The 26,651-nt window shown below is 51.2% G+C and carries 22 protein-coding genes; 18 read left to right on the top strand and 4 right to left on the bottom strand.

Features of this window, described 5'->3' with window-relative positions; genetic code table 11:
* Positions 1-23: 23 nt before the first annotated feature.
* The 3 genes from L0M98_RS04695 to L0M98_RS04685 form a co-directional block, all read right to left on the bottom strand.
* Positions 24-1,391, bottom strand: a complete 1,368-nt coding sequence (locus tag L0M98_RS04695) for a lactate utilization protein B (RefSeq protein WP_227215278.1) — start codon at positions 1,389-1,391, stop codon at positions 24-26.
* 100 nt (positions 1,392-1,491) lie between these two features.
* Positions 1,492-2,229 (bottom strand): (Fe-S)-binding protein, encoded by a 738-nt coding sequence (locus tag L0M98_RS04690; RefSeq protein ID WP_186975049.1) that lies wholly within the window; start codon positions 2,227-2,229, stop codon positions 1,492-1,494.
* Positions 2,230-2,293: 64 nt separating this feature from the next.
* On the bottom strand, positions 2,294-3,793 hold the full coding sequence (locus L0M98_RS04685; protein ID WP_227215201.1) for an L-lactate permease: 1,500 nt from the start codon (positions 3,791-3,793) through the stop codon (positions 2,294-2,296).
* A gap of 208 nt (positions 3,794-4,001) precedes the next feature.
* Here L0M98_RS04685 and L0M98_RS04680 point away from each other — a divergent pair, with 208 nt between their 5' ends.
* From L0M98_RS04680 to L0M98_RS04670, 3 genes are read left to right on the top strand one after another with little or no spacing between them, the layout of a single operon-like run.
* Positions 4,002-4,589: a YIP1 family protein gene (locus L0M98_RS04680; RefSeq protein ID WP_099292014.1), complete on the top strand. Its 588-nt coding sequence runs from the start codon at positions 4,002-4,004 to the stop codon at positions 4,587-4,589.
* A 4-nt stretch (positions 4,590-4,593) separates the two neighbouring features.
* Positions 4,594-5,043 carry an SsrA-binding protein SmpB gene (smpB, locus tag L0M98_RS04675; RefSeq protein ID WP_186975046.1) on the top strand — a complete coding sequence of 150 codons (450 nt, stop codon included), beginning with the start codon at positions 4,594-4,596 and terminating at the stop codon, positions 5,041-5,043.
* A 1-nt stretch (position 5,044) separates the two neighbouring features.
* Entirely contained in the window at positions 5,045-6,280 is a 1,236-nt protein-coding gene (locus tag L0M98_RS04670; RefSeq protein WP_227215199.1) for a zinc-dependent metalloproteinase lipoprotein, read from the top strand.
* A 205-nt stretch (positions 6,281-6,485) separates the two neighbouring features.
* On the opposite strand, the gene L0M98_RS04665 is transcribed toward L0M98_RS04670, so the two are convergent.
* Positions 6,486-8,372: an amidophosphoribosyltransferase gene (locus L0M98_RS04665; protein ID WP_186975044.1), complete on the bottom strand. Its 1,887-nt coding sequence runs from the start codon at positions 8,370-8,372 to the stop codon at positions 6,486-6,488.
* 335 nt (positions 8,373-8,707) lie between these two features.
* On the opposite strand from L0M98_RS04665, the gene L0M98_RS04660 reads away from it, so the two are divergent.
* The 15 genes from L0M98_RS04660 to L0M98_RS04590 all read left to right on the top strand — a co-directional run bounded on the left by L0M98_RS04660 (position 8,708) and on the right by L0M98_RS04590 (position 26,074).
* The gene (locus tag L0M98_RS04660) at positions 8,708-9,124 is read left to right on the top strand and encodes a DUF1573 domain-containing protein (RefSeq protein WP_227215197.1); all 417 of its coding nucleotides are present in this window, start codon (positions 8,708-8,710) and stop codon (positions 9,122-9,124) included.
* 82 nt (positions 9,125-9,206) lie between these two features.
* Positions 9,207-9,581, top strand: coding sequence for a hypothetical protein (locus tag L0M98_RS04655; RefSeq protein ID WP_227215195.1), 375 nt, complete (start codon positions 9,207-9,209; stop codon positions 9,579-9,581).
* A 132-nt stretch (positions 9,582-9,713) separates the two neighbouring features.
* On the top strand, positions 9,714-10,064 hold the full coding sequence (locus tag L0M98_RS04650) for an NADH-quinone oxidoreductase subunit A (protein ID WP_099292008.1): 351 nt from the start codon (positions 9,714-9,716) through the stop codon (positions 10,062-10,064).
* On the top strand, positions 10,055-10,618 hold the full coding sequence (locus L0M98_RS04645) for an NADH-quinone oxidoreductase subunit B (RefSeq protein WP_227215193.1): 564 nt from the start codon (positions 10,055-10,057) through the stop codon (positions 10,616-10,618). The genes L0M98_RS04650 and L0M98_RS04645 overlap by 10 nt, the downstream gene beginning before the upstream one ends.
* Before the next feature lie 25 nt (positions 10,619-10,643).
* The gene (locus L0M98_RS04640) at positions 10,644-12,266 is read left to right on the top strand and encodes an NADH-quinone oxidoreductase subunit C (protein ID WP_227215191.1); all 1,623 of its coding nucleotides are present in this window, start codon (positions 10,644-10,646) and stop codon (positions 12,264-12,266) included.
* Positions 12,267-12,378: 112 nt separating this feature from the next.
* Positions 12,379-13,455 (top strand): NADH-quinone oxidoreductase subunit NuoH, encoded by a 1,077-nt coding sequence (gene nuoH, locus L0M98_RS04635; RefSeq protein ID WP_099292006.1) that lies wholly within the window; start codon positions 12,379-12,381, stop codon positions 13,453-13,455.
* Between the two features lie 10 nt (positions 13,456-13,465).
* Positions 13,466-13,990, top strand: a complete 525-nt coding sequence (locus tag L0M98_RS04630; protein ID WP_227215189.1) for a 4Fe-4S binding protein — start codon at positions 13,466-13,468, stop codon at positions 13,988-13,990.
* A gap of 15 nt (positions 13,991-14,005) precedes the next feature.
* Positions 14,006-14,518: an NADH-quinone oxidoreductase subunit J family protein gene (locus L0M98_RS04625; RefSeq protein WP_099292005.1), complete on the top strand. Its 513-nt coding sequence runs from the start codon at positions 14,006-14,008 to the stop codon at positions 14,516-14,518.
* Between the two features lie 75 nt (positions 14,519-14,593).
* The gene (nuoK, locus tag L0M98_RS04620; protein WP_099292004.1) at positions 14,594-14,893 is read left to right on the top strand and encodes an NADH-quinone oxidoreductase subunit NuoK; all 300 of its coding nucleotides are present in this window, start codon (positions 14,594-14,596) and stop codon (positions 14,891-14,893) included.
* 70 nt (positions 14,894-14,963) lie between these two features.
* Complete coding sequence (nuoL, locus tag L0M98_RS04615; protein ID WP_227215187.1) at positions 14,964-16,862, top strand: NADH-quinone oxidoreductase subunit L; 1,899 nt, start codon at positions 14,964-14,966, stop codon at positions 16,860-16,862.
* A gap of 95 nt (positions 16,863-16,957) precedes the next feature.
* Entirely contained in the window at positions 16,958-18,448 is a 1,491-nt protein-coding gene (locus tag L0M98_RS04610) for a complex I subunit 4 family protein (protein WP_227215185.1), read from the top strand.
* 130 nt (positions 18,449-18,578) lie between these two features.
* The gene (locus L0M98_RS04605; RefSeq protein ID WP_227215183.1) at positions 18,579-20,003 is read left to right on the top strand and encodes an NADH-quinone oxidoreductase subunit N; all 1,425 of its coding nucleotides are present in this window, start codon (positions 18,579-18,581) and stop codon (positions 20,001-20,003) included.
* Positions 20,004-20,286: 283 nt separating this feature from the next.
* Positions 20,287-21,444: an efflux RND transporter periplasmic adaptor subunit gene (locus tag L0M98_RS04600; protein ID WP_369860928.1), complete on the top strand. Its 1,158-nt coding sequence runs from the start codon at positions 20,287-20,289 to the stop codon at positions 21,442-21,444.
* Positions 21,441-24,542, top strand: coding sequence for an efflux RND transporter permease subunit (locus L0M98_RS04595; RefSeq protein ID WP_227215179.1), 3,102 nt, complete (start codon positions 21,441-21,443; stop codon positions 24,540-24,542). Before L0M98_RS04600 ends, L0M98_RS04595 begins: the two co-directional genes overlap by 4 nt.
* Before the next feature lie 158 nt (positions 24,543-24,700).
* Positions 24,701-26,074: an efflux transporter outer membrane subunit gene (locus L0M98_RS04590; RefSeq protein WP_227215177.1), complete on the top strand. Its 1,374-nt coding sequence runs from the start codon at positions 24,701-24,703 to the stop codon at positions 26,072-26,074.
* The last annotated feature ends 577 nt before the right edge of the window (positions 26,075-26,651 follow it).

The raw sequence follows: 26,651 nt of genomic DNA, 5'->3' as shown, positions 1-26,651 counted from the left end.
AATCATCAATCATAAATCGTCAATCATTTAATCTTCCCTTTCTTCCACATCTCGTTAAACGTTTCTTTCGTGAATTGTGGTAATTCCCGTCCGATACCCCACGCGTCGAGGTTGTTGTACAGCACGAAACGAGGCATCTTTTCGGCTATCCGTCCTGCTTTTATTGCCGGATAGAAAAGACCGGGACGCTCCATCACGAATTTCATGCCTTTCTCCATAAACTTTTTCGACGCGGCGGCAAGATGCAACGGTGCCAGATTCTGACGCCACTTGTAGATCTGTTCCGCCAGATCTATCTTCACGGGACACACGTTCGAGCAGGAATAACAAAGTGAACATGCCGACACGTTACCCGAGTACTTCTCCGGCGACTTCAACATTCCTAAATTAATCCCGATAGGGCCAGGAATAAAATAAGAGTAAGAATAACCGCCCGTGCGGCGGTACACCGGACAAGTATTGATACACGACCCGCAACGGATACATTTCAGCATATTCACGTGTTCCGTGCAAGCCAGTATATCGGTACGCCCGTTATCCACGATCACGATATGCATCTCCTGTCCCTCGACGGGCTCCTTGTAATGCGAGGTGTATGTCGTCGACGGCTGCCCCGTGGCAGAGCGGGCCAACAAACGGGTATACAGCGCCAACGCCTTGTAATCCGGGATCACCTTCTCCAACCCCATGATAGCGATATGTACCTTCGGGAACGAAGTGCCCATGTCGGCATTCCCCTCGTTCGTGCATACCACGAAAGCCCCCGACGAAGCCACGGCAAAATTAACTCCCGTCATGGCGATATCCGCGTGCAGGAATTTCTCCCGCAAAGCGGCACGTGCGGCATGCGTCAGGTAAGTCGGATCACTGTTCCCCGGTTCCGTGTGCAACTCTTTCTCGAACACCTTCCCCACTTCCTCCCGCTTCACGTGAATGGCGGGCAACACGATATGACTGGGCGGCGTTCCCATCAACTGCATGATCCGTTCGCCCAAATCCGACTCTACGGCATCCACTCCCCGAGCCTTCAAGTAAGGCGTCAATCCACATTCTTCCGATAACATGGACTTACTCTTCACCAGATTCTTCCCCCCGTGTTTCTGAATAATCCCGTACACGATACGGTTGTGCTCCTCGGCATCCTTCGCCCAATGCACGTGTATACCGTTCGCAGTGGCGTTTCTCTCGAACATATCGAGATAATACCCCAGATTACTGATCGTGTGGCGTTTCATCTGACTCGCCATTTCCCGCAACGCCTCCCATTCGGGTACATCGTTCGCCATTTTGTCTCTTTTCTCCCGCACGAAGTAGAGCGCCTGATCGTGCCATGCCGTCCTCTCCTTGTCCGCGATAAACTTCTTGGCTGCTTTAGCGTGTGAACTCATAATATTTAGATTTACGTTATTTATAAATAGTCCATAAGGTCCATAAAGTCTATAAAGTCCGAAGGACACCATGACCTTACGGACTTTATGGACCTTATAGACTTTACAGACCATTACCTAAAATCTCCACCACGTGTATCGTCTTTATCGGCAACTTCTCCCGGCGGATAATCCCCTCCATGTGCATCAGGCACGAACTGTCGGCACCCGTGATGTATTCCGCCCCGGTGGATATATGATCACGTACCTTGTCCTGTCCCATGCAAACGGAAGTAGCCGCTTCTTCCACGGCAAACATTCCCCCGAAACCGCAACATTCATCCACACGTTTCGGCTCGAACACCTCCACGTCCTTTACCAGTGACAACAAATCCCTCAGCTTCGAGTAGCGGGGTATCACCAACTCGCTCGGTGACGAAAGATGCAGCAACCTCTCCCCGTGGCAACTGTTATGAATACTCACCTTGTGCGGGAAACGGGTATCCAGCTTATCCACTTTCACCACGTCGTGCAGGAACTCGCATATCTCGTATATCCTACTGCTGATACAAGCGTGTTCCTCCTTGTGCAACAGTGTCGGGTAATGCTCTTTCACGAAAACCACGCAACTTGCCGAGGGACCCACCACGTAGTCATATTTCTCGAACAACTGTTCCATTCGCCCCGCCAACTTCGCGGAATCCTTCTGGAATCCGCCATTCGCCATGGGTTGCCCGCAGCACGTCTGATCCAACGGGTAATCAACATCTAACCCCAGCGACTTCAATAATTTATACGACGCTACCCCCACGCCGGGATAGATCGCGTTGATGTAACAGGGAATAAATAATCCAATCTTCATAATATATAATATTAGTTACAAGTTTCATTTGCCTTCGGCAAGTTACAACTTGCCGGCTTTCCCATCATGCAAAAAGATACACTACCACCCCGGCAATAATAACATAAGCCAGCGCGTAAGGAATGGCCGCTTTCAATATGCTTCCCTCCTGTCCCTGCTGGTCGCAGGCGGACGTGGCGATAGCGATACTTTGCGGGGAAATAATCTTTCCTCCCGTGGCTCCCGCCGTGTTCGCCGCCGACAACCACGTGGGATCGACTCCCGTGTGCGCGGCAACCCCGGCCTGCAATTTACCGAACAGGATGTTTGCCGATGTATCACTACCCGTCAAGAAGGTTCCCAATGCCCCGATCATGGGTGCAAACAACGGGTAGAGCGCACCCGTCGCGGCAGCAAGAGCCACCGCCAACTGGTTGATCATCCCCGACGTTTCCATGATGGAAGAGAATCCCACCAGACAGATTACCGTCACGATCGTCTTGCGTAACTGCACAACCGACCGCCACAACAGCACGAGCAAAGCTCCCGCCTTTCCGCCTTGAATCAACCCGCCGACAAAGGAACCGATAAAAAGCAACACACCACCTTGTATCAACCACTGTATCGTGTACACTTTCACCTCTCCGCGTATCGTAATATGCACCGTGGAAACCAATACAGACTGCAATGCCTCCCGGATAACGGGAAACAGCGGACTCGTAACCAGTACAAGTGCCATGATCAACACGTACACCATCCATGCCCGTGCAATCTCTCCGCCGGAATAAATCATCCCCGCGGGTTTCTCTTTCCCCCTGTCAATCAATTTCCCAAGCAGAATAATCACGATAATGGCGGCAATACTACCGATAATAGCGGGAGTTTCCGCCCCGATATAGTGAGCGGCAAGATACTGAGCCACCAACGACACCACTCCCACCGACAAACTCAATAACAGGTTTTTCGGCAACGCCTTCAACCGGGGATCGGCTAAAAACGTGATCACGAAAGGCACCAGCAACATCAACACCGACAACTGCAATACCACCGCCGTACTCAACGGGATCACGGGCAACCCCGTTTCCTGTGCCAGCACGATTACCGGAACTCCCACCGCCCCGAATGCCGTCGGAACACTGTTGGCTATCAAACTGACCACCGCCGAGAACATCGGCTTGAACCCGAGGCTGATCAATATCGCCGCCGGGATAGCCACCGCCGTCCCGAAACCCGCCATACCTTCCAGCAATCCCCCGAATCCCCACGTGATCAGCAACACCTGCACGCTTTTGTCCACCGATATAGCAGAAAACTGTTGCTTCAACACCTCTATCTTCTTCGTTTGCAACAGCACGTTATAACTGTATATCGCCATCAGTATAATAAACAAAATAGGAATCAACGCTTTCAGCATCCCGTAAAGAAAAGAATTAATCGTGTCCGGCACCGATAAATTAAAAGCGAACAATGCCAAAAATGCCGTGATAAACAGCGTTATCACACTACTTTTATCACCGGAAACTTTCATCACTCCCATCAGAATAATCAAAATAATAATCGGTAATGCCGCGTACAACGTTTCCATATACATCATTTTAAAGATTAAAATTCGTCATTATCTCCCGCCGCAATCGCTTTCCGCTAAACTTACTCACGTTTAACACTAACGAAATTAAAGAAAAATATGTTACAATATTATCACGATTTATTAATTCCCAATCACCGAATCCGAAATCACTAAATCACCGAATCGATAGAATCTAAAATCTAAAATTAATTCGTACTTTCGCGATATGATAAAAAGATCGGATATCAGAGGTATATACGCCAGAACACGGGAAATGCTGTTCCACCCGGAAACGGAGTGGCGGGCGGTGAAACGGGAAAACATGAATGGCACGGATGTTTTCCGGGGTTACCTTATCCCCTTGGCGGTAGCGGGTTCCGTCTGCACGTTCCTCCTGCAACTGCTGCACACCCCGCCTTTCTACGCTTTCGCCATAGCTGCCATTACTTTGGTCGCCTCCGTTGGAGGTGCTTACGCCACGTATCGGGTAAGCCGCGAGTATCTCACGGACAAAATCACGGAAGCCAACGAGGTAGCCATTCGTCTTTCAGTCTACTGTTCGGGTATCTTCATCGTTTTTCATTGCCTCTCGCAAGGAATGCCCGAAGGTTTTCTCGGACAGCTGACCGGCTTGCTTAGCCTGCTTTGCCTCCGCACGTTATACGTCGGCATAAACCAAATGGGCGGACTCAACGTACAACTTCGCAAAAGTACCCTTGTTATCGTGGGACTGTTGCTCATCGTTTCGCCGATGATCATACAACGGTTACTGGTAATCATATTCCGTGTTCCCACCATCACGCTTAATATATAAAAATATGCAGAACGACATCAATATAAAAAACAAAAGAGCCTCCTTCGACTACGAATTTCTAGAGGAATACACCGCCGGCATCGTGCTGACGGGAACGGAAATCAAATCTATCCGTGCCGGCAAAGCCAGCCTCGTCGACGCCTATTGCTACTTCCACAACGGGGAATTGTGGGTTAAGGGCATGTACGTCGCCGAATACAAACTGGGCACCTACTACAACCACATCGAGCGCCGTGACCGCAAACTTCTGTTGCAGCACAAGGAACTCGTGAAACTCGAACGCAAGACCAAAGAATCGGGACTCACCATCGTCCCTTTCCGCCTCTTCCTCAACGAGAAAGGCATCGCCAAACTACGCATCGCCCTCGCCCGCGGAAAGAAAGAATACGACAAACGGGAAACCCTCAAACAAAAAGACGCCAAACGGGAAATGGATCGTTACATGAAAAGATAATATGAAAAAACTAATATACTGGACACTCTTTCTCGTCGTCCTCGCCGCTTGCTCGAAAGATGATAACGATAGTCTTGAATTATCTTCCGACAACACTTACAATCTGGATAATAACGAACACGTTCTCCGTATCGGGGTAAACAGCAATTCGGATTGGACGGTATCAGGTGCCGAGCGCTGGTGCTCCACCCGACAACTCAACGGGGATTCCGGTGACTCACTGATCATCACCATTACTCCCAATATCGCACCCGATCAACGTTCCGTCACCCTCTCCCTCGCTAATAAAAGCGGAAGCAAAACAGATATAACCATCCGTCAGGCAAAACGGGACGGCGAATACCATTTCCGTCTCCCAGTTATCTTCCACGTCCTCTATTTAAATCCCGGGAACCCGTACCAAAATATCCCGGCAAACAGGATAGAAGAACTCCTCGATGCGGCAAACAGTTACTACCGGAATTATGACGGACAAGGCGGTGACATGAACCTCACGTTCGAACTTGCCACCCGCGATCCGGACGGTAATCCACTTGACGAAGCCGGAATCCACCGTGTACAACGCTACACGAATTACACCATGGAATGCGAAAAATTCCTTGAAAACCAATACGGGGACATCCATCTCATGTGGGACCCGAATAATTATATCAATGTATTTCTTTTCGAGTTCTCCGAATCAGACGGAAGTACAACGGGGATCAGCTTTCTACCGTTCACGCCCAGCTCCCACTCCTTAGCCGGACTCACCCCCTCGGATAGCTATTACACTAAACTTCCCACGAAACAAGTATATGGAGTGGCATTAAACAACCGTTATATAAATAAACTCCTAGTTTATGCTCCTAATAGCTCTCAAGACATCATGGCGACCACACTTACCCACGAACTGGGACACTATCTTGGTTTATACCACGTTTTCTCCATCGGTGAGGCAGTGGAATCGGACTACTGCGACGACACCCCCGATTATAACCGCCAAGAATACATGGATAAATGGAATCAAAATACACCATGGTCGCAAGCCATTCAACGCACCGATCGTAACGGGGCTCCTTTCACGTCCACCAATATCATGGATTATGACTTCAGCGAGAAAAACCGCTTCACGAACGACCAACGTACCCGTGTACGTCACGTCTTGGAATACAGCCCTTTAATACCCGGTCCAAAAATGCCTATTGCAATTTCCCGCAGTGCCGACATGACTGAAAAGAAGGCCATTACAATCAAATAAGCCTCGCTCCGCGACACTAAACTCAATGCCGATTTTACCAACTCGCCCGTCCGCCGGGTAAGGAATCAAATATCTCCTATCGTCCATCTGCCGCAAAGAGAAGCCAGTTCTTTTCCCAAAGATAATACCACCTTGCTTCGGGAAACTTTTCAATCTAAAATTAGCCAGATCATTCAATCTAAAATTTAAAATCTAAAATCTAAAATTAATAAGATCTCTCGTCACGTCCCTCCACCCAGTTAATAAAGGCGGTATTGACCACCTTGTTTCCGCCGGGAGTGGGGTAATTGCCCGTGAAATACCAGTCGCCCGTGTCGTTAGGACAAGCAAGGTGCAGGTTCTCGACGGTCTGGAATACCACTTTCACCTCGGCGTGCAAGCGTTCGTCACGTACCATTTGTGCGATCTTATCGGAAATTTCCTCGTCGGTAAAGGGTGCGTATATTCGTTTCACGTGGTTCACGATCTCTTCCTTCGGTAATCCTTGCTGCGCCTTACAATCCTTGTACACCTCGTCGATCAGATTCTCCATTCCCCGCTCGCGGATAAGCTCGATAGCGGCATTGAAAGCTATAAACTCGTTCATGCGCGTCATGTCGATACCGTAGCAGTCGGGATAACGGATTTGCGGGGCGGAAGAAACCACCACGATGCGCCGAGGTCCCAGTTGATCGAGGATACGCAGGATACTCCGCCGGAGCGTGGTTCCGCGCACGATGGAATCGTCAATCACCACGAGGTTGTCGTTTTCACTGACCGCCCCATAGGTAACATCGTAAACGTGTCCTACCAGACCGTCGCGCCCGGAATCGGAAGTGATAAAGGTACGCAGCTTGGCATCCTTAATCACGATCTTTTCTATACGGGGTTCCCGGCAAATGATGGCATCCAGCGTCTCCTCGCACCACGAGGCTTTGCCCTCGCGTATCTGGCGCTTCTTCTCCTCCACCATGTATTGCTGTATCCCCTTCACCATGCCGTAGAAAGATGTTTCCGCCGTGTTGGGGATAAAAGAAAACACCGTGTTATCGAGATCACCATCCACCGCACGAATCAATTGCGGCGTCAGTAACTCTCCCAATTTCTTACGCTCTTGATAGATATTCCTGTCATTCCCGCGGGAGAAGTAGATACGTTCGAAAGAACAGCTGCTCCGCTTTTTCGGCTCGCGCACGAGTTCTTCGGTAACAGTACCGTCTTTCTTGATAATCAAAGCATATCCCGGTTTGATCTCCTGTATGTTCATGTTCATCCCTTGGAAGGCTGTCTGTATCACCGAACCTTCCGAGGCGACCACTACCACCTCGTCGTCCTTGTAATAATACGCCGGACGAATCCCCCACGGGTCACGAGCCACGAAAGCATCGCCATGACCGAGTACGCCCGCCACGGCATATCCCCCGTCCCAATCGGCACTGCTCCGTGCCAACACGCCGGGCAGGTCGATTGCCTGCTCGATCAACGGGGTAATCTCCTGCTTGGAAAACCCTTTTTCCTTGAAATAATGGTAAAGGTCCTGTATCTCGTCGTCGAGGAAATAGCCCACCTTCTCGAGCAAAGTCACCGTGTCGGAATAGTTCCGCGGGTGTTGTCCCGCCCGGATTAGGCTGTCGAACAACTCGTCGACGTTCGTCAAGTTGAAGTTTGCCGCCAGAGCCAGATTGTGGCTCCGCCAGTTGCTCGCCCGTTTCAGCGGGTGGACATAGTCTATATTATTCTTCCCGAAAGTGGCATAACGCAAATGCCCGAGGTAAACTTCCGACACGAAAGGCAAGTTCTGTTTCGCCCAATCCGCGTCTTTTTCACTCGTGAGGTCGGGAGGAAAATTAGCGTGTATCTTGTCAAACACCTCTTGTATGGGGTTAGCGTCACACGACCGGGCGCGGTCCATGTACTTGTAGCCCGGCTCCATGTCGAGCTTCACTCCAACAACTCCCGCACCGTCTTGTCCGCGGTTGCGTTGTTTCTCCATTAAAATGTATAACCGATTTAAACCGTAAAGATAAGAGCCGTATTTCTTCTGGTAATAATCCAACGGCTTCAATAAGCGAATCAGTGCGATGCCGCATTCATGATGGATTGTATCACTCATATATATTGATTGTTTGTGGATACAAAATTAGTAAAAAACGAGGGAATTACAACACGAGGGAACGTGAAAGTTTATAAACATTCATTATCTTTACCCCGGACGAAAACTCCTCCGTCTGCTTCGCAGCCAAGTGAGCCCGGAAGCCGGTCTCGAACCAGCTCCCGCTCGGCAAACTGAGAGCTTGCTCTCTTTCTGCCCTCGCTTAATCGCTGGTTTCCTCTATAAACAGAGGAGGAGCTGGAATACAGTCATGAACGCTAGAAAAATAACTTGTAACCTGCCGAAGGCAAATGCAACTTGCAACCTGCAACTTGCCGAAGGCAAAATAAACTTCCATGAAAAAGAAAGGTATAGTTATTACACTCGTAACAAGTATCCTGATCGCCGGAGGAATTTATCTCCGGCAGAGAAACAGCGAATCGCTTACCGGGAAGAATGTACCCAAAACTACCGTGGTATTCTTGAAAGACAGCGTGGATTTCGGGACATTTCCCTACGCGGAAATAAAACGTGCCGTGGTACGGTTTCGTAACACGGGGGAACATCCGTTGATTATAAAGAACGCCGTTTCATCGTGCGGGTGTGCCGAAGTAAAATGGAACAAACGCCCGGTAGCGCCGGGGCAAACGGACTCGCTAACCGTGTCGTTCACCCCGAACTCGCTCGGACAGTTCAACAAAAGCGTGGAGTTGACATGCAACACCGTTCCCGACAACCATCTTTTACATTTGAAAGGTTTCGTCGAAGAATGAAAGATTAACATTCTTTATCACGCGATATTCAACCTTGATTTAAAATTAGCTTATATTCGCGTGCCTTTAGTTAAGAAATAGTATGCAGAATGTGTTGAAGAGTAGTATATTAATCCTGTTATTAACGTTTGCCGGACTGAGTGTTACACCGGCTTCGGGGCAGGAATTGCCTTTACAGGAGATCCGCACGGGAGGCTCATGCAGGCATGAGATATACGATACCTCATCGCCCGTTTCATTCATCGCGTTTCTCACGGAAGAGTGTGAAATCATTCTTGGAAGTACACATTTCACGCCGGACACGAAAACCTATCTCGTGTTGTTTTTCATACAGAGATTTAATAAAGATCATATCACCGATTCCGGACATTCCAAGCGGAACTGGTATTTTCATCCCTATTCGACTTTAGGTAAAACCAAATATTACGTCTTTGCCCTAAGAAAGATTATTGTTTAGCTGACGCTAACCAAGGTACAAGTGGAGCCTCCGGCTCCGCGGGCTGCAAGTTACAAGTTTGCAACTCGCGGTATTACTTGTAACTTTTCGACTTGTAACCCATAACTTGTAATCTGTAATTTTTTTTATATTATGAATCTTACATTATTTGTGGTCGTATTAATCACGGCTATCGTGCTGGTAGTTGCCGCCTTGGGTATTGCCCGGCTCATATCCCCCCGCTCTTACAACAAGCAGAAGGGAGAAGCCTACGAGTGCGGCGTGCCTACGCGAGGGAAGTCGTGGATGCAATTCAAGGCGGGATACTACCTGTTTGCCATCCTGTTCCTGATGTTCGACGTGGAAACCGTGTTCCTCTACCCGTGGGCAGTCACCGTACAGGACGCGGGTATCGACGGGTTGCTGAATGTATTGTTTTTCATGCTGGTCCTGATCTTGGGATTGGCTTACGCGTGGAAGAAAGGAGCTTTGGAATGGAAGTAAAAATCAAATCCATGAAATATGAAGAGTTCAACGATAACGAGTATCTTGAACAATTGCACGCGTCCGGCACCAACGTGGTGGTGGGATGCCTCGACGAAGTTATTAATTGGGGACGCTCGAATTCCCTATGGCCGCTTACATTCGCGACAAGCTGCTGCGGTATTGAATTTATGGCAGTGGGTGCGGCACGTTACGATTTCTCCCGCTTCGGGTTTGAAGTGACGCGCGCCAGTCCCCGGCAAGCCGACTTTATCATGGTTGCCGGAACAATCGTGCATAAGATGGCTCCCGTGTTGAAACGCCTCTATGACCAGATGGCAGAACCGAAATACGTGATTGCCGTGGGCGGCTGTGCCGTGTCGGGCGGTCCGTTCCGCAATTCCTATCACGTGGTGCAAGGCGTGGATACCATACTCCCGGTGGACGTGTACATCCCCGGATGCCCTCCCCGACCGGAGGCACTGCTGTACGGGATGATACAACTGCAACGGAAAGTAAAAGTAGAGAAATTCTTGGGCGGAAAGAACAGGAAGGAAAAGAAAGAGATGGAGTAACTTACGATTTATGATTTCTTGATTTATGATTGATTTGATTAAAAATATATACCCGGAAGCAATCATCGAGGAAGGTGCCATTCCTACCCTGACGGTAGAAGCGGCACGTTACCGGGAAGTAGCCCTACGTTTAAAGAACGACGAGGGGCTGGCTTTCGATTTCATGATCTGCATGACGGGGGTAGACTGGGGCGATTCGCTAGGCGTGACCAGCTTATTGCAATCCACGAAACACGAGCACAAGATTTTCTTGAAAACATTCACTACCGACCGGGAAAACCCGGAATTACCCACGGTGGCGGATATCTGGGAAACGGCAAACTTGAACGAACGGGAAGTGTACGACTTCCTCGGTATCCGGTTTATCAACCATCCCGATATGCGGCGTTTGTTCCTACGTAACGACTGGGTGGGCTATCCCTTGCGCAAAGACTACGACGCCAACCCGGAAATAAACCCGGTACGGTTGTATAGCGAGGAAACATTTGACACTATGCCCACGTTCGAGGCAGACTCGCACGGGGGCGAAGTGAGCGAAAAGGAAAATATTCTTTTCGAGGAAGACGAGTACGTGGTGAACATCGGACCGCAGCATCCCGCCACACACGGGGTTCTCCGTTTCCGCGTATCGCTGGAAGGCGAGATCGTGAAAAAAGTGGACGTGAACTGCGGTTATATCCACCGGGGCATCGAGAAATTGTGCGAGAGCCTGACTTACCCGCAAACGCTGGCGTTGACCGACCGGCTGGATTACCTCGCGGCACACCAGAACCGCCACGCGCTATGCATGTGTATCGAGGAAGCCATGGGACTGGAGATACCCGAGCGAGTGAAATATATCCGCACGATCATGGACGAGTTGAACCGTCTTTCTTCCCACCTGTTGTTCTGGTCTACCCTCTGTATGGACATGGGTGCGTTGACCGCTTTCTTCTACGGTTTCCGTGACCGCGAAAAGGTTCTCGACATCATGGAGGAAACCACCGGGGGACGCTTAATCCAGAATTACAACGTGATCGGCGGAGTGATGGCGGATATTCACCCGAACTTGATACGTCGCGTGAAAGAATTTATCAAGTACCTTCCCCCGATGATCAAGGAATACCACGAAGTATTCACGGGCAACGTGATCGCCCAACAACGTCTGAAAGGCGTGGGTATCCTTACCCGGGAAAACGCCATCGCTTACGGGGCTACCGGACCGACCGGACGTGCCGCCGGGTGGTCATGCGATGTCCGCAAGCACACGCCTTACGGGGTATACGACAAGGTAGATTTCAAGGAGATCATCCACCACGAGGGAGATTCGTTCTCCCGTTATATCGTGCGCATCGAGGAAATCATGGAATCCCTGCATATCCTTGAGCAACTTGTGGATAACATCCCGGAGGGCGACTACGCCGTGAAGACCAAACCGCTGATCAAACTGCCGGAAGGTCGCTATTTCAAGAGCGTCGAAGCAAGCCGGGGCGAGTTCGGAGTATACATCGAGAGCCGGGGTGACAAATATCCCTACCGGATGAAATTCCGCTCCCCCTGTCTGCCCCTCGTGTCCATCGTCGATCAATTGACAAAAGGCAACAAGATTGCCGACTTGATCGCCATCGGCGGAACTCTGGACTACGTGGTACCGGACTTGGACAGATAGCAAACAATTGAAAATTGAGAATTGAAAATTGAAAATGAAAAAAGATTTTAGGATTAGAAAGAACGTGGGCTGTGCAGTGGGAATCTAAAATCATTAAATCTAAAATTAGTACATGTTTGACTTTGCAACAATAACACACTGGGTAGATGAACTTCTGAGAAGTTACCTTCCTCAAGCGGCGGCGACACTGGTAGAGTGTATACTCATCGGGTTGTGCCTGTTGCTGGGGTATGCCCTTATCGCGTTGGTACTGATTTACGTGGAACGTAAAGTTTGTGCCTTTTTTCAATGCCGTATCGGACCGAACCGCGTAGGACCTTACGGGACGATACAGAGTGTCGCCGATATGATCAAGATGCTGACCAAGGAATTGATAGAAATCAACCATATTGACCGCTTCCTTTTCAACCTCGCTCCTTTCGTGGTGATCGTCGCGTCGGTACTTGCTTTCGGGTGTATCCCGTTTGCCAAGGGACTGCACGTGATAGACTTCAACGTGGGAATATTCTTCCTGATCGCCGTTTCATCCATCGGTATCGTGGGAATCCTGCTTGCCGGATGGGCCAGTAACAACAAATACTCGTTGATCGGAGCCATGCGAAGCGGCGCGCAGATGATCAGCTACGAATTGTCAATCGGGTTGTCGATCCTCACGGTGGTTGTCTTTACCGGAAGTATGCAACTCTCCACCATAGTGGAAGGACAGGCTGACGGCTGGCTGCTCTTCAAGGGACATATCCCGGCATGTATCGCGTTTATCGTTTACCTGATTGCCGGAACAGCCGAAACGAACCGGGGTCCCTTCGACTTACCGGAAGCTGATTCCGAATTGACGGCAGGGTATCATACCGAATATTCGGGTATGCACTTCGGCTTCTTTTACCTTGCCGAGTACTTGAATATGTTCGTGGTAGCTTCCGTGGCAACCACGTTGTTTCTGGGTGGTTGGATGCCGTTGCACGTTCCCGGTTGGGAAAGTTTCAACCGAATCATGGACTACATTCCGTCCATCGTTTGGTTCTTCGGTAAAACAGGTGTAATTATATTCATTATCATGTGGTTCAAATGGACATTCCCGCGATTGCGCATCGACCAGTTGCTCCGGTTGGAGTGGCGCTATCTGCTGCCGCTCAACCTGCTCAACCTGTTCCTTATGGTCATCGTGGTGGTATTCAAACTACATTTTTAAAGAAAAGATCATGAATAGTATAGCAAGATATTTTAGCACGTTCTTCAAGGGTTTGTTCTCGTTACTGACGGGAATGAAAGCAACGCTCCGGGAGTTTTTCACCAAGAAAACGACCGAACAGTACCCGGAGAACCGGGCGACATTGAAGATGTTCGACCGTTTCCGCGGTGAACTGGTGATGCCACATGACGAACACGGTAACCACAAGTGCATCGCTTGCGGTATTTGCGAGATGAATTGCCCGAACGGCACGATCAAGATTACTTCCGAATCCGTCACGGACGAGGCTGGGAAAAAGAAAAAAGTATTGGTAAAATATCGCTACGATCTGGGTAGCTGTATGTTCTGCCAACTCTGTGTGAAAATGTGCCCGCAAGGCGCCATTCACTTCGTACCCACGTTCGAACACGCGGTATTCACGAGAGATAAGCTGGTGAAAATGCTTCACGACAATTCAATTGAAAATGGAGAATTGAAAATTGAAAATGAAAAAAGTGATAGCAAGCGGGAGGAAATCATAAATCATAAATCATAAATCTAAAATTAATACATGAGTACAGCAGAATTACAAGAAACGGTCTTTTTCATCTTGGCATCGATTATCGTTGTCTTTTCAATCTTGACCGTGACGACCAACCGGATCCTGAGATCGGCGACATACCTGCTTTTTGTGCTTTTCGCCACTGCCGGTATATATTTCCAGCTGGAATACTCCTTTCTCGGTGCGGTCCAACTAACGATCTACGCCGGGGGTATCATCATTTTGTACGTCTTCTCGATATTGCTGACAACAGTCGATAAGACGAAGGTCACTAAACTGAAAAACAGCAAGATGTTTGCCGGGCTGCTCACGGCTCTGGCAGGTGCTGTTATATGCGTCTACATCACGTTGACCCACTCGTTCGGTCCGTCCCGTTTCACGGGAGGCGAGATCAACATGAAGGTCATAGGAAACGCCCTCATGGGTACGGAGAAATACCAATACCTCCTCCCCTTCGAGGCCATCAGTATCCTTTTGCTGACATGTATCATCGGTGGAATCATGATAGCACGAAAACGATGAAACATGCGTTAGCTCGTGCGGCGGGAATCTAAAATCTAAAATCGATAAATCTAAAATTAGAATATGGAACTACACATGGAATATTACTTGGTGATCAGCACGATCATGCTTTTCGCGGGAATCTACGGTTTTATCACCCGGAGAAACCTGCTGGCAGTATTGATCTCCATCGAGCTGATACTAAACTCGGTAGATATTAACTTCGCCGTGTTCAACCGCTATCTCTTTCCCGATCAGATGGAAGGCTTTTTCTTCACGCTGTTCGCCATCGGGGTATCCGCTTGCGAAACGGCAGTGGCAATAGCTATCATTATCAATATATACCGGAACATCCGGAATATACAGGTAAAGAATTTGAGTGAGATGAAACACTAATATTAATTTATGAATTACGATTTACGAATAACAATCTAAAATCATAAATCAAGAAATCTAAAATTAAAACATGGAATATACAGCACTCATATTAATACTACCGTTACTAACGTTTCTGGCGTTAGGGCTTCTGGGGACGAGATTAAAGTCCGCGGTTGCCGGATACATCGGGACGTTATCGATAGCCGTGGCAGCCCTGCTGGCTTATACCACGGCGTGGCAATACTTCACGATGCCGCGGGTAGACGGGATACATGCTCCCGTCATTCCGTTTAATTTCGAATGGCTGCGTTTCACGCAATACCTGCACATAGACCTCGGTATTCTGCTCGATCCGATCTCGGTCATGATGCTTGTTGTCATCACCACCGTGTCGCTCATGGTACATATATACAGCTTGGGCTACATGCACGGGGAAAGAGGTTTCCAACGTTACTACGCGTTCCTCTCTCTTTTCAGTTTCTCCATGCTGGGATTGGTCGTTGCCACGAATATTTTCCAGATGTATATCTTCTGGGAACTGGTGGGAGTATCTTCCTACCTGCTGATCGGGTTCTACTACACGAAACCCGAGGCGGTGGCGGCTTCCAAAAAAGCCTTTATCGTCACCCGGTTCGCCGACCTCGGCTTTCTTATCGGGATACTGTTATTATCCTTCTACACGAAAACATTCTCGTTCGAGATACTCACCTCCGGCGATACCTCCATCTTCGCCGGGGCTGCCGGAACCACCTTCATGGGTTGCTCCGTCATGAGTTGGGCGATGGCACTGATATTCATGGGTGGTGCCGGAAAATCCGCCATGTTCCCGTTACATATCTGGCTGCCGGACGCCATGGAAGGTCCGACGCCCGTGTCCGCGTTGATACACGCCGCCACCATGGTGGTTGCCGGGGTATTCCTCGTGGCGCGTCTATTCCCGGTCTATTTCTTTGAAGCACCGGATGTACTCGTGCTCATAGCCGTGGTCGGGGCTGTCACCTCGCTCTATGCCGCCGTCGTTGCCTGCGTGCAGACAGACATCAAGCGGGTACTCGCTTTCTCCACGATATCACAAATCGGTTTCATGATGGTTGCCCTCGGGGTTTCCGGCATGGACGGTCACGCCGGGTTGGGATACATGGCTTCCATGTTCCACCTGTTCACGCACGCCATGTTCAAGGCGCTCCTGTTCCTCGGCGCGGGTGCTATCATCCATGCCGTGCACAGCAACGAGATGAGCCACATGGGCGGTCTGCGCAAGTACCTGCCCGTGACACACATCACGTTCCTCGTGGCATGCCTTGCCATATCGGGTATTCCGCCGTTCTCGGGCTTTTTCAGTAAAGACGAGATACTCGCTGCCGCGTTCATGTTCAGTCCGGTCATGGGAGTCGTGATGAGCTTCATCGCCGCCCTCACCGCTTTCTACATGTTCCGGTTGTATTACAATATATTCTGGGGCAAAGAAAGCACGCACGAACATACCCCGCACGAGGCGCCGAAGTCCATGACACTGCCGCTCGTGTTCCTTGCCGCGGTTACCCTTTTTGCCGGATTTATACCTTTCGGTAAGTTCGTCAGCAGCAATGGTCAGGAATACATCATCCACCTCGACTGGACGGTAGCAATCACCAGTATCGTCGTGGCATGCCTCTCCATCGCGCTGGCAACGTTCTTCTACCGGAAACCCAACCCGATACCCGATCGTCTGGCAACGACGTTTGGCGGACTGCACCGCGCGGCATACCGACGGTTCTACATGGATGAATTGTACCTCTTCATCACGAAGCGCGTCATCTTCAACTGTATTTCCCGTCCCCTCGCTTGGTTCGACCGCCATGTCATCGACGGCGCCCTCAACGGCCTCGCCGCCATGTCACAATGGGTATCTTACAATATCCGCGGCTTACAATCCGGTCAGGTACAGCAATACGCTTACGTGATCCTGCTCGGTACGGTATTCATATTAATACTGGTATTGATTTAATTGAAAATGGAGAATTGAAAATTGAAAATGAAAGAAGCGTTAGCAAGTGGGGAGAAATCTAAAATCTAAAATCAAGAAATCTAAAATTAATAAATATGAACTTCTTATCCTTATTCGTTCTAATACCAATCCTCACGATGTGCGGGCTTTTCTTCTCGAAGAACCTGCAACAGATTCGTGTAGCGGTTGCCACGGGAGCCTCGCTGTTGTTGGTTCTCGCCGTGGGATTGGTGTTCGCTTATCTGGGAGAACGAGGAGCCGGCAACACGGCCGAGATGTTATTCACCGCCGACACGGTGTGGTATGCCCCGTTAAATATTCATTATTCTGTCGGGGTGGACGGCATATCGGTAGCCATGTTGCTACTCTCTGCCATTATCGTGTTCACCGGAACATTCGCCTCGTGGAAAATGGAATTTCTGCAAAAGGAATACTTCCTCTGGTTTTATCTCCTGTCCGTCGGGGTATTCGGGTTCTTTATCTCGATAGACCTCTTTACCATGTTCATGTTCTACGAGGTAGCGTTGATTCCCATGTACCTGTTGATCGGGGTATGGGGCAGCGGTAAAAAGGAATATGCCGCGATGAAATTAACCCTCATGCTTATGGGTGGTTCCGCCCTGTTGCTCGTGGGAATACTGGGAATATACTTCCACTCCGCCGCATCGGGCATGCCGTCCATGAACCTGCTCGAGATAGCACAAAACCACGCCATGCCGGTAGCGTTGCAACGCTGGTTCTTCCCGCTTGTATTCGTGGGATTCGGCGTACTGGGAGCCTTGTTCCCGTTCCACACGTGGTCACCCGACGGTCACGCCTCCGCTCCCACTGCCGTTTCCATGCTCCACGCCGGAGTATTGATGAAACTCGGTGGATACGGGTGTTTCCGGGTTGCTATCTACTTGATGCCGGAAGCCGCCAAAGAACTCTCGTGGATATTTATCATCCTCACGGGTATCAGCGTGGTCTACGGTGCTTATTCCGCCATCGTGCAAACCGACTTGAAATATATCAACGCCTACTCCTCGGTGAGCCACTGCGGACTGGTGTTGTTCGCCATACTGATGCTGAACCGGACTGCCATGACGGGAGCCGTCCTGCAAATGCTCTCTCACGGTTTGATGACAGCCCTCTTCTTCGCGCTTATCGGTATGATCTACGGACGTACCCACACGCGTGACATCCGGGAGATGGGCGGATTGATGCGTATCATGCCGTTCCTCGGTGTCTGTTACGTGATCGCCGGTCTGGCTTCCCTCGGGTTACCGGGATTAAGCGGATTCGTGGCGGAAATGACCGTATTCGTCGGCGCGTTCCAGAACACGGACACGTTCCACCGGGTATTCACGCTCATCGCCTGCACGTCCATCGTCATCACGGCGGTGTACATCCTGCGGGTTGTCGGCAAACTGCTTTACGGGAAAGTGGTCAACGACCACCACCTCGCCCTCACCGATGCCGTCTGGTACGAGCGCTTTTCCACCATCGTGCTCATCATCGCCATCGCGGGTATCGGTCTGGCTCCCCTGTGGTTGTCCGACATGATCAGCGGATCATTACAATCGGTAATCACGATGTTATATTAAAATTTAATATGGTTTATAAGGTTCATAAAGTTTATAAAGTTCATAAAGTTACCGAAAATATAATACTTCATGAACCTCACGAACTTTATAAACCTTATGAACCTTATGAACTTTATAAACTCAATTCAACATGGTTTACGCTAATTTCTTACTAATGAAAGAGGAAGTATCACTCATCGCGGTGATCGTTATACTCCTCGTTTATGATATATTCGGTTCCCCGAAAAGCCTGAAATACTTTCAGCCTATCGCTTGCATACTCGTGGGAATCCATACCCTGCTGAACCTCTCGCCCAACGTCGAGATCAGTGCTTTCGGGGGGATGTATCACAACCTGCCCATGGGTAGTATCATGAAGACCATCCTCAACATCGGAACGTTGATTGTCTTCATGCAGGCGAATAACTGGCTCGCCAGCGAACGCACCATCATCCGCCGGGGTGAATTTTACATGATTACCCTCGCAACCTTACTGGGTATGTATTTCATGATCTCCGCCGGCAACTTCCTGATGTTCTTCATCGGACTGGAAACGGCATCCATCCCTATGGCTTGCCTCGCCGCGTTCGACAAGTACAAGCAAAAATCCGCCGAGGCAGGCGCGAAATACATTCTTACCGCCGTGTTCGCTTCCGGACTGTCGCTCTACGGTATATCCCTGATATACGGAACCACGGGAACCCTCTATTTCGAGGACATCCCCGCCGGACTCAACGGCAGCCTCATCCAGCTCATGGCGTTCGTGTTCTTCTTCGTGGGACTCGGTTTCAAACTCTCGCTTGTACCCTTCCACCAGTGGACGCCCGACGTTTACGAGGGAGCCCCGACAAGTGTCACCGCATATCTCTCCGTGATATCCAAAGGTTCGTCAGCCTTCGTGTTTATGGCAATCCTGTACAAAGTATTCGCCCCACTCGCGAATGAATGGCAAAGCATCCTCTACTGGATTATCATCGCTTCCATCACGTTGGCAAACTTCTTCGCGCTACGGCAGCAGAACCTGAAACGTTTCTTCGCTTACTCCTCCATATCGCAAGCCGGATACATCATGCTGGGCATCATCAGCGGCACGGCAATGGGTATGACGGGATTGGTGTACTACGTGCTGGTATACATGCTTTCCAACCTCGCCGCATTCGGCGTGATCGCTATCGTGGAACATCGCTCCGGCAAACTCACCATTGACGACTACAACGGGCTTTATTCCACGAATCCCCGCCTCAGTTTCGTGATGATGCTTGCCCTCTTCTCGCTGGCAGGTATCCCCCCGTTCGCCGGATTCTTCAGCAAGTTCTTCATCTTCGCTGCCGCCGCCGAACAGGGATATTACGTGTTGGTATTTGTCGCGTTGATAAACACGGTAATCTCGCTTTATTACTATCTCCGCGTGATAAAAGCCATGTTCATCAACAAGAGCGAGATGCCGATCGAATCATTCCGCTCCGACGGATACACCCGCGTCAGCTTACTCGCTTGTAGCGCCGGTATCCTTTGCGTGGGCATCCTCAGCATCGTGTACGAAAGCATCGGGACATTCAGCTTCGGGAGTTATTAATTTATGATTCATTATTTACGATTTATGATTAATTGACTTTATGAACTTTAAGAGCGGAAGGCTCAACCTTATAAACTTTATAAACTGGAGGTGTGTTTTGACACACCTCCACTTGTGGTAAGAATATTCCCCACCCCGTGGCAAAATTCCACGATATCCCGATTTACGTTTTCGGAGCATGACAAGGGAAAAAAGAAAAATACTTATTGTCTATCAACAAAATAACCTATTTTTACATTTTAACGTACAAACTAGCACACAATTTTCAATAGAATAAGCCAAAATGAAAACCATAAGGAATATGAAGGTAAGACATGCAGTAACAGTTCTCGCGATAACAGTCGCGTTCGGGGCGTGTAAAGACAAGCAGGAACCCGTGCGGCAAATAGTGACGGTAGAGAAAGCGGGAACAGACAATGTAGAAATTTACGGTGAATACGTGGGGCAAATCCGCGCCAAAAGTGCGGTGGAAATCCGGGCGCGCGTGGAAGGTTACCTCGAAGCGATGCTTTTCGAGGAAGGGAAACGCGTGAAGCGGGGACAACCCCTGTTCAAGATAAACAGCGACTTGTACCGGGCACGGGTGGACAAGGCAAAGGCGCAACTGGCAAAAGACCGGGCGCAGGCTGCCAAGTCGGAACGTGACGAGGAACGGTTGCGCCCGTTGTACGAGCAGAAAGCCGCCAGCCAGTTGGATTTGGACAACGCCGTCGCCGCCCTCGAGAGTGCCAAGGCAAACGTCGCCATGAGCGAGGCCGACCTCAAACAGGCGGAATTGGAACTGGACTACACCACCGTCCGCTCCCCCATCGACGGGTATATCAGCGAGCGTTACGCCGACATCGGTTCACTTGTCGGTCCCGGCGGAAAATCCCAACTGGCAACTGTCGTGGAGAGCGACGAGGTGCTCGTGGACTTCAGCCTTCCGGCTCTCGACTACCTGAAAGGGCAAAAACGCAACGTCACCCTCGGGGAGAAAGACGTCAACCGGTCATGGCAACCCAGCGTGACCATCACCCTTGCCGACAACTCGGTCTACCCGCTGACGGGTATCGTCGATTTCGCCGACCCGCAGGTAAACCCGAAGACGGGAACTTTCGGCGTGCGTGCCGAATTACCCAACCCCGAACGCAGGCTGTTGCCGGGGCAATTCACGAAAGTGAAACTACTGCTCGACGTGCGGGAAAACGCCATCGTCGTACCCACCAAAGCGGTCATTATAGAGAAAGGCGGCGCCTACATCTACGTCGTGCGCAGGGATAGCACGGCAGAAAAGCGCTTTATCGAAATAGGTCCCGAGGTGAACAACACCACCGTCGTGGAACGCGGACTGGGACCCGACGAACTGGTCGTGATAGAAGGCTACCACAAGCTGACCCCGGGAGCACTCGTGAACCCGGTCAACGCCGCTATTAAAGAAGAAGAGGAGGTACAACCATGAAACCGGGCTTCTTTATCGACCGCCCCATCTTCTCGGCGGTACTTTCCATACTGATTGTCATCGTCGGCGTCATCGGTTTGTTTCAGCTGCCCGTTGACCAATACCCGCAAATCACTCCGCCCGTGGTTAAAATCTCGGCATCTTACCCCGGGGCAAGTGCCGTCACCGTGTCACAAGCCGTGGCGACACCCATCGAGCAGGAGTTGAACGGTACGCCGGGTATGCTATACATGGAATCGAGCAGTTCCAACTCGGGAGGCTTGTCCATCACCATCACTTTCGACATCTCCACCGACGCCGAACTGGCGGCAGTGGACGTGCAGAACCGGGTGAAACTGGCAGAATCGCGCCTCCCCGCCGAAGTCGTGCAAAACGGCATCAAGGTGGAAAAACAATCCGCCAGCCAGTTAATGACACTCGCGCTCACCTCCGAAGACCCCCGCTTCGACGAAATATACCTCAGTAACTTCGCCACGATGAACGTGCTCGACGTGCTGAAACGTATCCCCGGCGTGGGACGGGTATCCAACATCGGCAGCCGTTACTACGCCATGCAGATATGGATACTCCCCGACCGTATGGCGAACTTCGGGCTGACCATCAAAGACCTGCAAAACGTGCTTAAAGACCAGAACCGCGAGTCGGCAGCGGGCGTGCTGGGACAACAACCCATGACGGGCGTCGACATCACCATCCCGATTACCGCCCCCGGGCGTCTGTCCTCCGTCGAAGAATTCGAAGACATCGTCGTGCGGGCAAACCCCGACGGTTCCATCATCCGCCTGCGGGACATCGCGCGGGTATCGCTGGAAGCGAGTTCCTACAACACGGAGAGCGGACTCAATGGCGAGAACGCCGCCATTCTCGGCATCTTCATGCTCCCCGGCGCCAACGCCATGGAAGTTGCCGACAACGTGAAAAAAGCCATGGAAGAAATCAGCCGCGACTTCCCCGAGGGCTTGGAATACAACATACCGTTCGACGTCACCACATACATCGCCGAGTCCATCCACGAGGTGTACAAAACCTTGTTCGAGGCACTGTTCCTCGTGATTCTCGTCGTGTTCCTGTCGCTGCAAAGCTGGCGGGCATCCCTTATCCCGCTCGTGGCGGTTCCAGTGTCGCTGGTCGGCACCTTCGGGTTCATGCTGGCGTTCGGGTTCTCCATCAACATGCTGACGCTGCTCGGTCTGGTACTCGCTATCGGTATCGTCGTCGATGACGCCATCGTCGTCGTCGAGGGCGTGGAACGTATCATGGAAGAAGAAGGACTGTCCCCCCGCGAGGCAACGGGTAAAGCCATGAAAGAACTGACGGGAGCGCTCGTCGCCACCTCGCTCGTGCTGGGTGCCGTGTTCGTGCCAGTGAGCTTCCTGCCCGGCATCACGGGGATGCTCTACCGCCAGTTTGCCATCACTATCGTCGTGTCCGTGCTCATATCACTGGTCGTGGCATTAACGCTCAGCCCCGCCATGTGCGCCCTGCTGTTGCGCCCCTCCACGGGCAAAAAAGGCTACGTGTTCCGCAAAATCAACGATTGGTTGGCACGCGGTAACCACAAATACATCCACCTCCTGCAACGGGCACTCGCCCACCCCCGCCGCATCGTCGCCGGGTTCGGCATCGCCATCGTCTTTATCTTCGTGCTTAACCGGGTAATTCCCGGCAGTTTCCTACCCGAGGAAGACCAAGGGTATTTCAAAGTGGAACTGGCACTGCCGGAAGGCGCCACGCTCGAACGCACGCGTAAGGTGACCGACCGGGCCATAGAATATATCAAGCAGCATCCCGCCGTCGCCCACGTGCAGAACGTGACGGGAAGCAGCCCCCGCGTCGGTACGGCACAATCGCGCGCCGAACTGACCGTCATCCTCAAGCCGTGGGAAGAACGCAAGAAAGGCGATATGTCCCTCAAAGAAGTCATGGACGACATCCGCACCGAATTCTTCAAGTACCCGGAAGCACAGGTATTCCTTTCCACGCCGCCCATCATTCCCGGCTTGGGCGCGTCCGGCGGTTTCGAGTTGCAAGTGGAAGCCCGCAACGGCGCCACCTTCGAGAACCTCGTCGACGCCGTTGACACCTTGCTCAAATACGCGGCACAAGACAAGGCTCTCGCCGGGGTATCCTCCTCCCTGCAAGCGGAAATCCCGCAGTTATACTTCGACGTCGACCGCGATAAAGCCCAACTGCTCGGCATCCCGCTGGCGGATATATTCTCGACCATGAAAGCGTACACGGGTTCGGTATACGTCAACGATTTCAACATGTTCAACCGGGTATACAAAGTGTACCTGCAAGCCGAGGCACCCTACCGGATGCACAAGGAAAACCTGAACATGTTCTTCGTCAAGACCTCCGCGGGCGACATGGTTCCCCTCACCGCGCTCGGTGCCCCGCAATACACCACGGGTCCCGGCTCCATCCGCCGTTTCAACATGTTCACGAACGCCATCGTGAACGGCGAGGCAGCCCCCGGGTACAGCTCCGGTGACGCCATGCGGGCGATAGAACGGATTGCCCGCCAGCACCTCCCCGACAACATCGGGCTCGAGTGGAGCGGTCTGTCCTTCCAAGAGAAAAAGGCAGAAGGACAAACCGGAATGGTCATGGCACTCGTGTTCATCTTCGTGTTCCTCTTCCTTGCCGCCCTCTACGAGAGTTGGCTGGTGCCTGTCGCCGTGCTGCTCTCCCTGCCGATAGCCGCCTTGGGCGCGTACCTCGGCGTGTGGGTGTTCGGGTTGGAAAACGACGTCTACTTCCAAATCGGGTTGGTAACCCTGATCGGTCTTGCCGCCAAAAACGCCATCCTAATCGTCGAATTTGCCAAAGTAGAGGTGGACAAAGGAGTCGGTGCCGTCACCGCCGCACTCACTGCCGCGCGTGCCCGCTTCCGTCCCATATTGATGACATCCCTCGCGTTCGTGCTGGGCATGCTCCCCATGGTGCTCGCCAGCGGCCCCGGCTCAGCCAGCCGCCACTCCATCGGTACCGGAATTTTCTTCGGTATGCTCGTCGCCATTACCGTGGGTATCGTCCTCGTGCCGTTCTTCTTCGTGCAAATAGAAAAAGTTGTTCATAAAATGAAAAAACGATGAGAGTTCGTAAAGTTTATAAGGTTCATAAAGTGACGGGTGTCCTTCGGACAATGTTTAACGGCAGCGAAAGCTGCCGTAGACAAAGCGCCCCGCAGGGGTCCATAGAACCTTATGAACCTTATAAACTTTATAAACCTTATAAACTAAAAAACACCACCATGAAACAATATACAACCATAACCCTCCTCTTCCTCGTCGGAGCTACCTTCTTTTCCTCCTGCAAGCTGGGCAAAGAATACACCCGACCGGAACTCGATCTGCCGGAACAGATTGCCGACACGCCCGCCACCGGTACGCGGACGGTCGCCGACATCCAATGGCCGGAGATATACACGGACACCGTGCTGCAAGGCCTGATACGCACCACGCTCTCGTATAACAAGGATTTACTGGCAGCGGCGGCACGGGTAAAAGAGAGCAGCTTCGCCCACCGCGTGGAAAAATCCAAACTATTCCCGCAACTCAGTGCCGACGGACTGGCGGAACGGGAATACGACCGTTCCCCCGGCAACACTTTCAACGCGGAAGCCGTTCTCTCGTGGGAACTCGACCTTTGGGGCAAACTCCGCTGGGGTTCACAAGCCAGCCTTGCCGCCTACCTCCAGACCGTGGAAGGACAACGAGCCATGCAAATGACACTCGTGGCGCAAGTGGCACAAGCCTATTTCGAGTTACAGGCATTAGACATGGAACTGAGCATCGTGCGGCAGACCTACGACGCCCGTGTCGAAAGCGTGCGCCTCGCCAAATTGCGTTTCGAGGGTGGACTGACTTCCGAAACGGCTTACCGTCAGGCGGAAGTGGAGCTTGCCAAGACCCGCACCCTCATACCCGACCTCGAGCGAAAAATACGCCTGAAAGAAAACGATATTTCCCTGCTCACGGGACACTACCCCGGTCGCATTCCCCGCGGCAAGAACATCGACGAACAAACGCTGACTCACGAATTGCCCGTGGGATTGCCCTCCACCCTGCTGGAACGCCGCCCCGACTTGCGGCAGGCTGAATACAAGCTGAAGGCAGCCAACGCGAAGGTCGGTATCGCCTACACCAGTATGTTCCCGCAACTGACGCTCACCGCCCGCTACGGACGCGAGGCAGGTGAATTAAGCGACTTTCTTTCCGCCCCTTACTTTTACGTCGGCGGCAAACTGCTCGCGCCCTTGCTGAACGCCGGGAACAACCGGGCAAAACTCAAGGCATCCCGTGCCGCGCTGGAGGCTGAAACGTACAACTACCAGCAAACCGTCCTCACGGCATTCAAGGAAGTCGACAACGCCCTCACCACCTTCTACAAGATACGCGAAATCCGCGAGTCGCGCTCCCGGCTCGAACAAGCCGCCCGCTCGTACATGGAACTCGCCACCCTGCAATACATCAACGGAGTCATCAGCTACCTCGACGTCCTCGACGCCCAGCGCGGTTACTTCGACGCCCAAATCAGCCTCAACAACGCCGTCCGCGACGAACTCCTCTCCGTGGTCAGTCTGTACTCGGCACTCGGGGGAGGATGGGAGACAATTGAAAATTGAAAATTGAAAATTGAAAATGAACGTGCCGCTGAAGCGGGAAAGCCGGGATATTGCTGAAGGTGGCGGTATCCCGGCTTCTTTTCCGGTCTATTTTAGATTGAAGGATCTTCACTGCAACTTGCGTTTGCCCTCTTTTTTCAAACGACACCATGATGCAATATTAAAACAATCAGATTACAAAACAATGAATACATCAATATGCTTTTGTGCTGTTTTTACAATACTTGTCTAATTTTAACCCAACATTACCCAAAATAAACACAATACACATTACTCTGTTTTATAGCAACTTACACTTTTTTTCCCGTTTTACCCTCTCGAAACCCGCGCCACCAAAGGGCTAGGAACCTTCATAACCTGCCCATAACCTGCTTAAAACCTGCTCATAACCTGCTATAGGCAGGTTATAACAACGTCATTACGACAACATATTTAGTTAATCAGACAGCTCGACGCTTTTCCGGGTTCACACAAGCACGGGTACAAGCACTGTCATGGCTATCGGGCAGGCAGCAAACACATCCACGCTTCAAATACATCGCGTTTTTGTCAAAAAACGACTATTATAGCCCAAAAT

This window comes from Butyricimonas sp. DFI.6.44 (genome assembly GCF_022132345.1).
Taxonomy (GTDB): domain Bacteria; phylum Bacteroidota; class Bacteroidia; order Bacteroidales; family Marinifilaceae; genus Butyricimonas; species Butyricimonas muris.
This window is presented reverse-complemented; position numbering and strand designations above follow the sequence as displayed.

What these genes read in the sequence shown, in the direction of transcription:
- L0M98_RS04690 (WP_186975049.1), bottom strand. Translation starts at nt 2,229, where the DNA reads ATGAAGATTGGATTATTTATTCCCTGTTACATCAACGCGATCTATCCC.
- L0M98_RS04685 (WP_227215201.1), bottom strand. Translation starts at nt 3,793, where the DNA reads ATGGAAACGTTGTACGCGGCATTACCGATTATTATTTTGATTATTCTG.
- L0M98_RS04680 (WP_099292014.1), top strand. Translation starts at nt 4,002, where the DNA reads ATGATAAAAAGATCGGATATCAGAGGTATATACGCCAGAACACGGGAA.
- smpB (WP_186975046.1), top strand. Translation starts at nt 4,594, where the DNA reads ATGCAGAACGACATCAATATAAAAAACAAAAGAGCCTCCTTCGACTAC.
- L0M98_RS04670 (WP_227215199.1), top strand. Translation starts at nt 5,045, where the DNA reads ATGAAAAAACTAATATACTGGACACTCTTTCTCGTCGTCCTCGCCGCT.
- L0M98_RS04665 (WP_186975044.1), bottom strand. Translation starts at nt 8,372, where the DNA reads ATGAGTGATACAATCCATCATGAATGCGGCATCGCACTGATTCGCTTA.
- L0M98_RS04660 (WP_227215197.1), top strand. Translation starts at nt 8,708, where the DNA reads ATGAAAAAGAAAGGTATAGTTATTACACTCGTAACAAGTATCCTGATC.
- L0M98_RS04655 (WP_227215195.1), top strand. Translation starts at nt 9,207, where the DNA reads ATGCAGAATGTGTTGAAGAGTAGTATATTAATCCTGTTATTAACGTTT.
- L0M98_RS04650 (WP_099292008.1), top strand. Translation starts at nt 9,714, where the DNA reads ATGAATCTTACATTATTTGTGGTCGTATTAATCACGGCTATCGTGCTG.
- L0M98_RS04645 (WP_227215193.1), top strand. Translation starts at nt 10,055, where the DNA reads ATGGAAGTAAAAATCAAATCCATGAAATATGAAGAGTTCAACGATAAC.
- L0M98_RS04640 (WP_227215191.1), top strand. Translation starts at nt 10,644, where the DNA reads ATGATTGATTTGATTAAAAATATATACCCGGAAGCAATCATCGAGGAA.
- nuoH (WP_099292006.1), top strand. Translation starts at nt 12,379, where the DNA reads ATGTTTGACTTTGCAACAATAACACACTGGGTAGATGAACTTCTGAGA.
- L0M98_RS04630 (WP_227215189.1), top strand. Translation starts at nt 13,466, where the DNA reads ATGAATAGTATAGCAAGATATTTTAGCACGTTCTTCAAGGGTTTGTTC.
- L0M98_RS04625 (WP_099292005.1), top strand. Translation starts at nt 14,006, where the DNA reads ATGAGTACAGCAGAATTACAAGAAACGGTCTTTTTCATCTTGGCATCG.
- nuoK (WP_099292004.1), top strand. Translation starts at nt 14,594, where the DNA reads ATGGAATATTACTTGGTGATCAGCACGATCATGCTTTTCGCGGGAATC.
- nuoL (WP_227215187.1), top strand. Translation starts at nt 14,964, where the DNA reads ATGGAATATACAGCACTCATATTAATACTACCGTTACTAACGTTTCTG.
- L0M98_RS04610 (WP_227215185.1), top strand. Translation starts at nt 16,958, where the DNA reads ATGAACTTCTTATCCTTATTCGTTCTAATACCAATCCTCACGATGTGC.
- L0M98_RS04605 (WP_227215183.1), top strand. Translation starts at nt 18,579, where the DNA reads ATGGTTTACGCTAATTTCTTACTAATGAAAGAGGAAGTATCACTCATC.
- L0M98_RS04600 (WP_369860928.1), top strand. Translation starts at nt 20,287, where the DNA reads ATGAAAACCATAAGGAATATGAAGGTAAGACATGCAGTAACAGTTCTC.
- L0M98_RS04595 (WP_227215179.1), top strand. Translation starts at nt 21,441, where the DNA reads ATGAAACCGGGCTTCTTTATCGACCGCCCCATCTTCTCGGCGGTACTT.
- L0M98_RS04590 (WP_227215177.1), top strand. Translation starts at nt 24,701, where the DNA reads ATGAAACAATATACAACCATAACCCTCCTCTTCCTCGTCGGAGCTACC.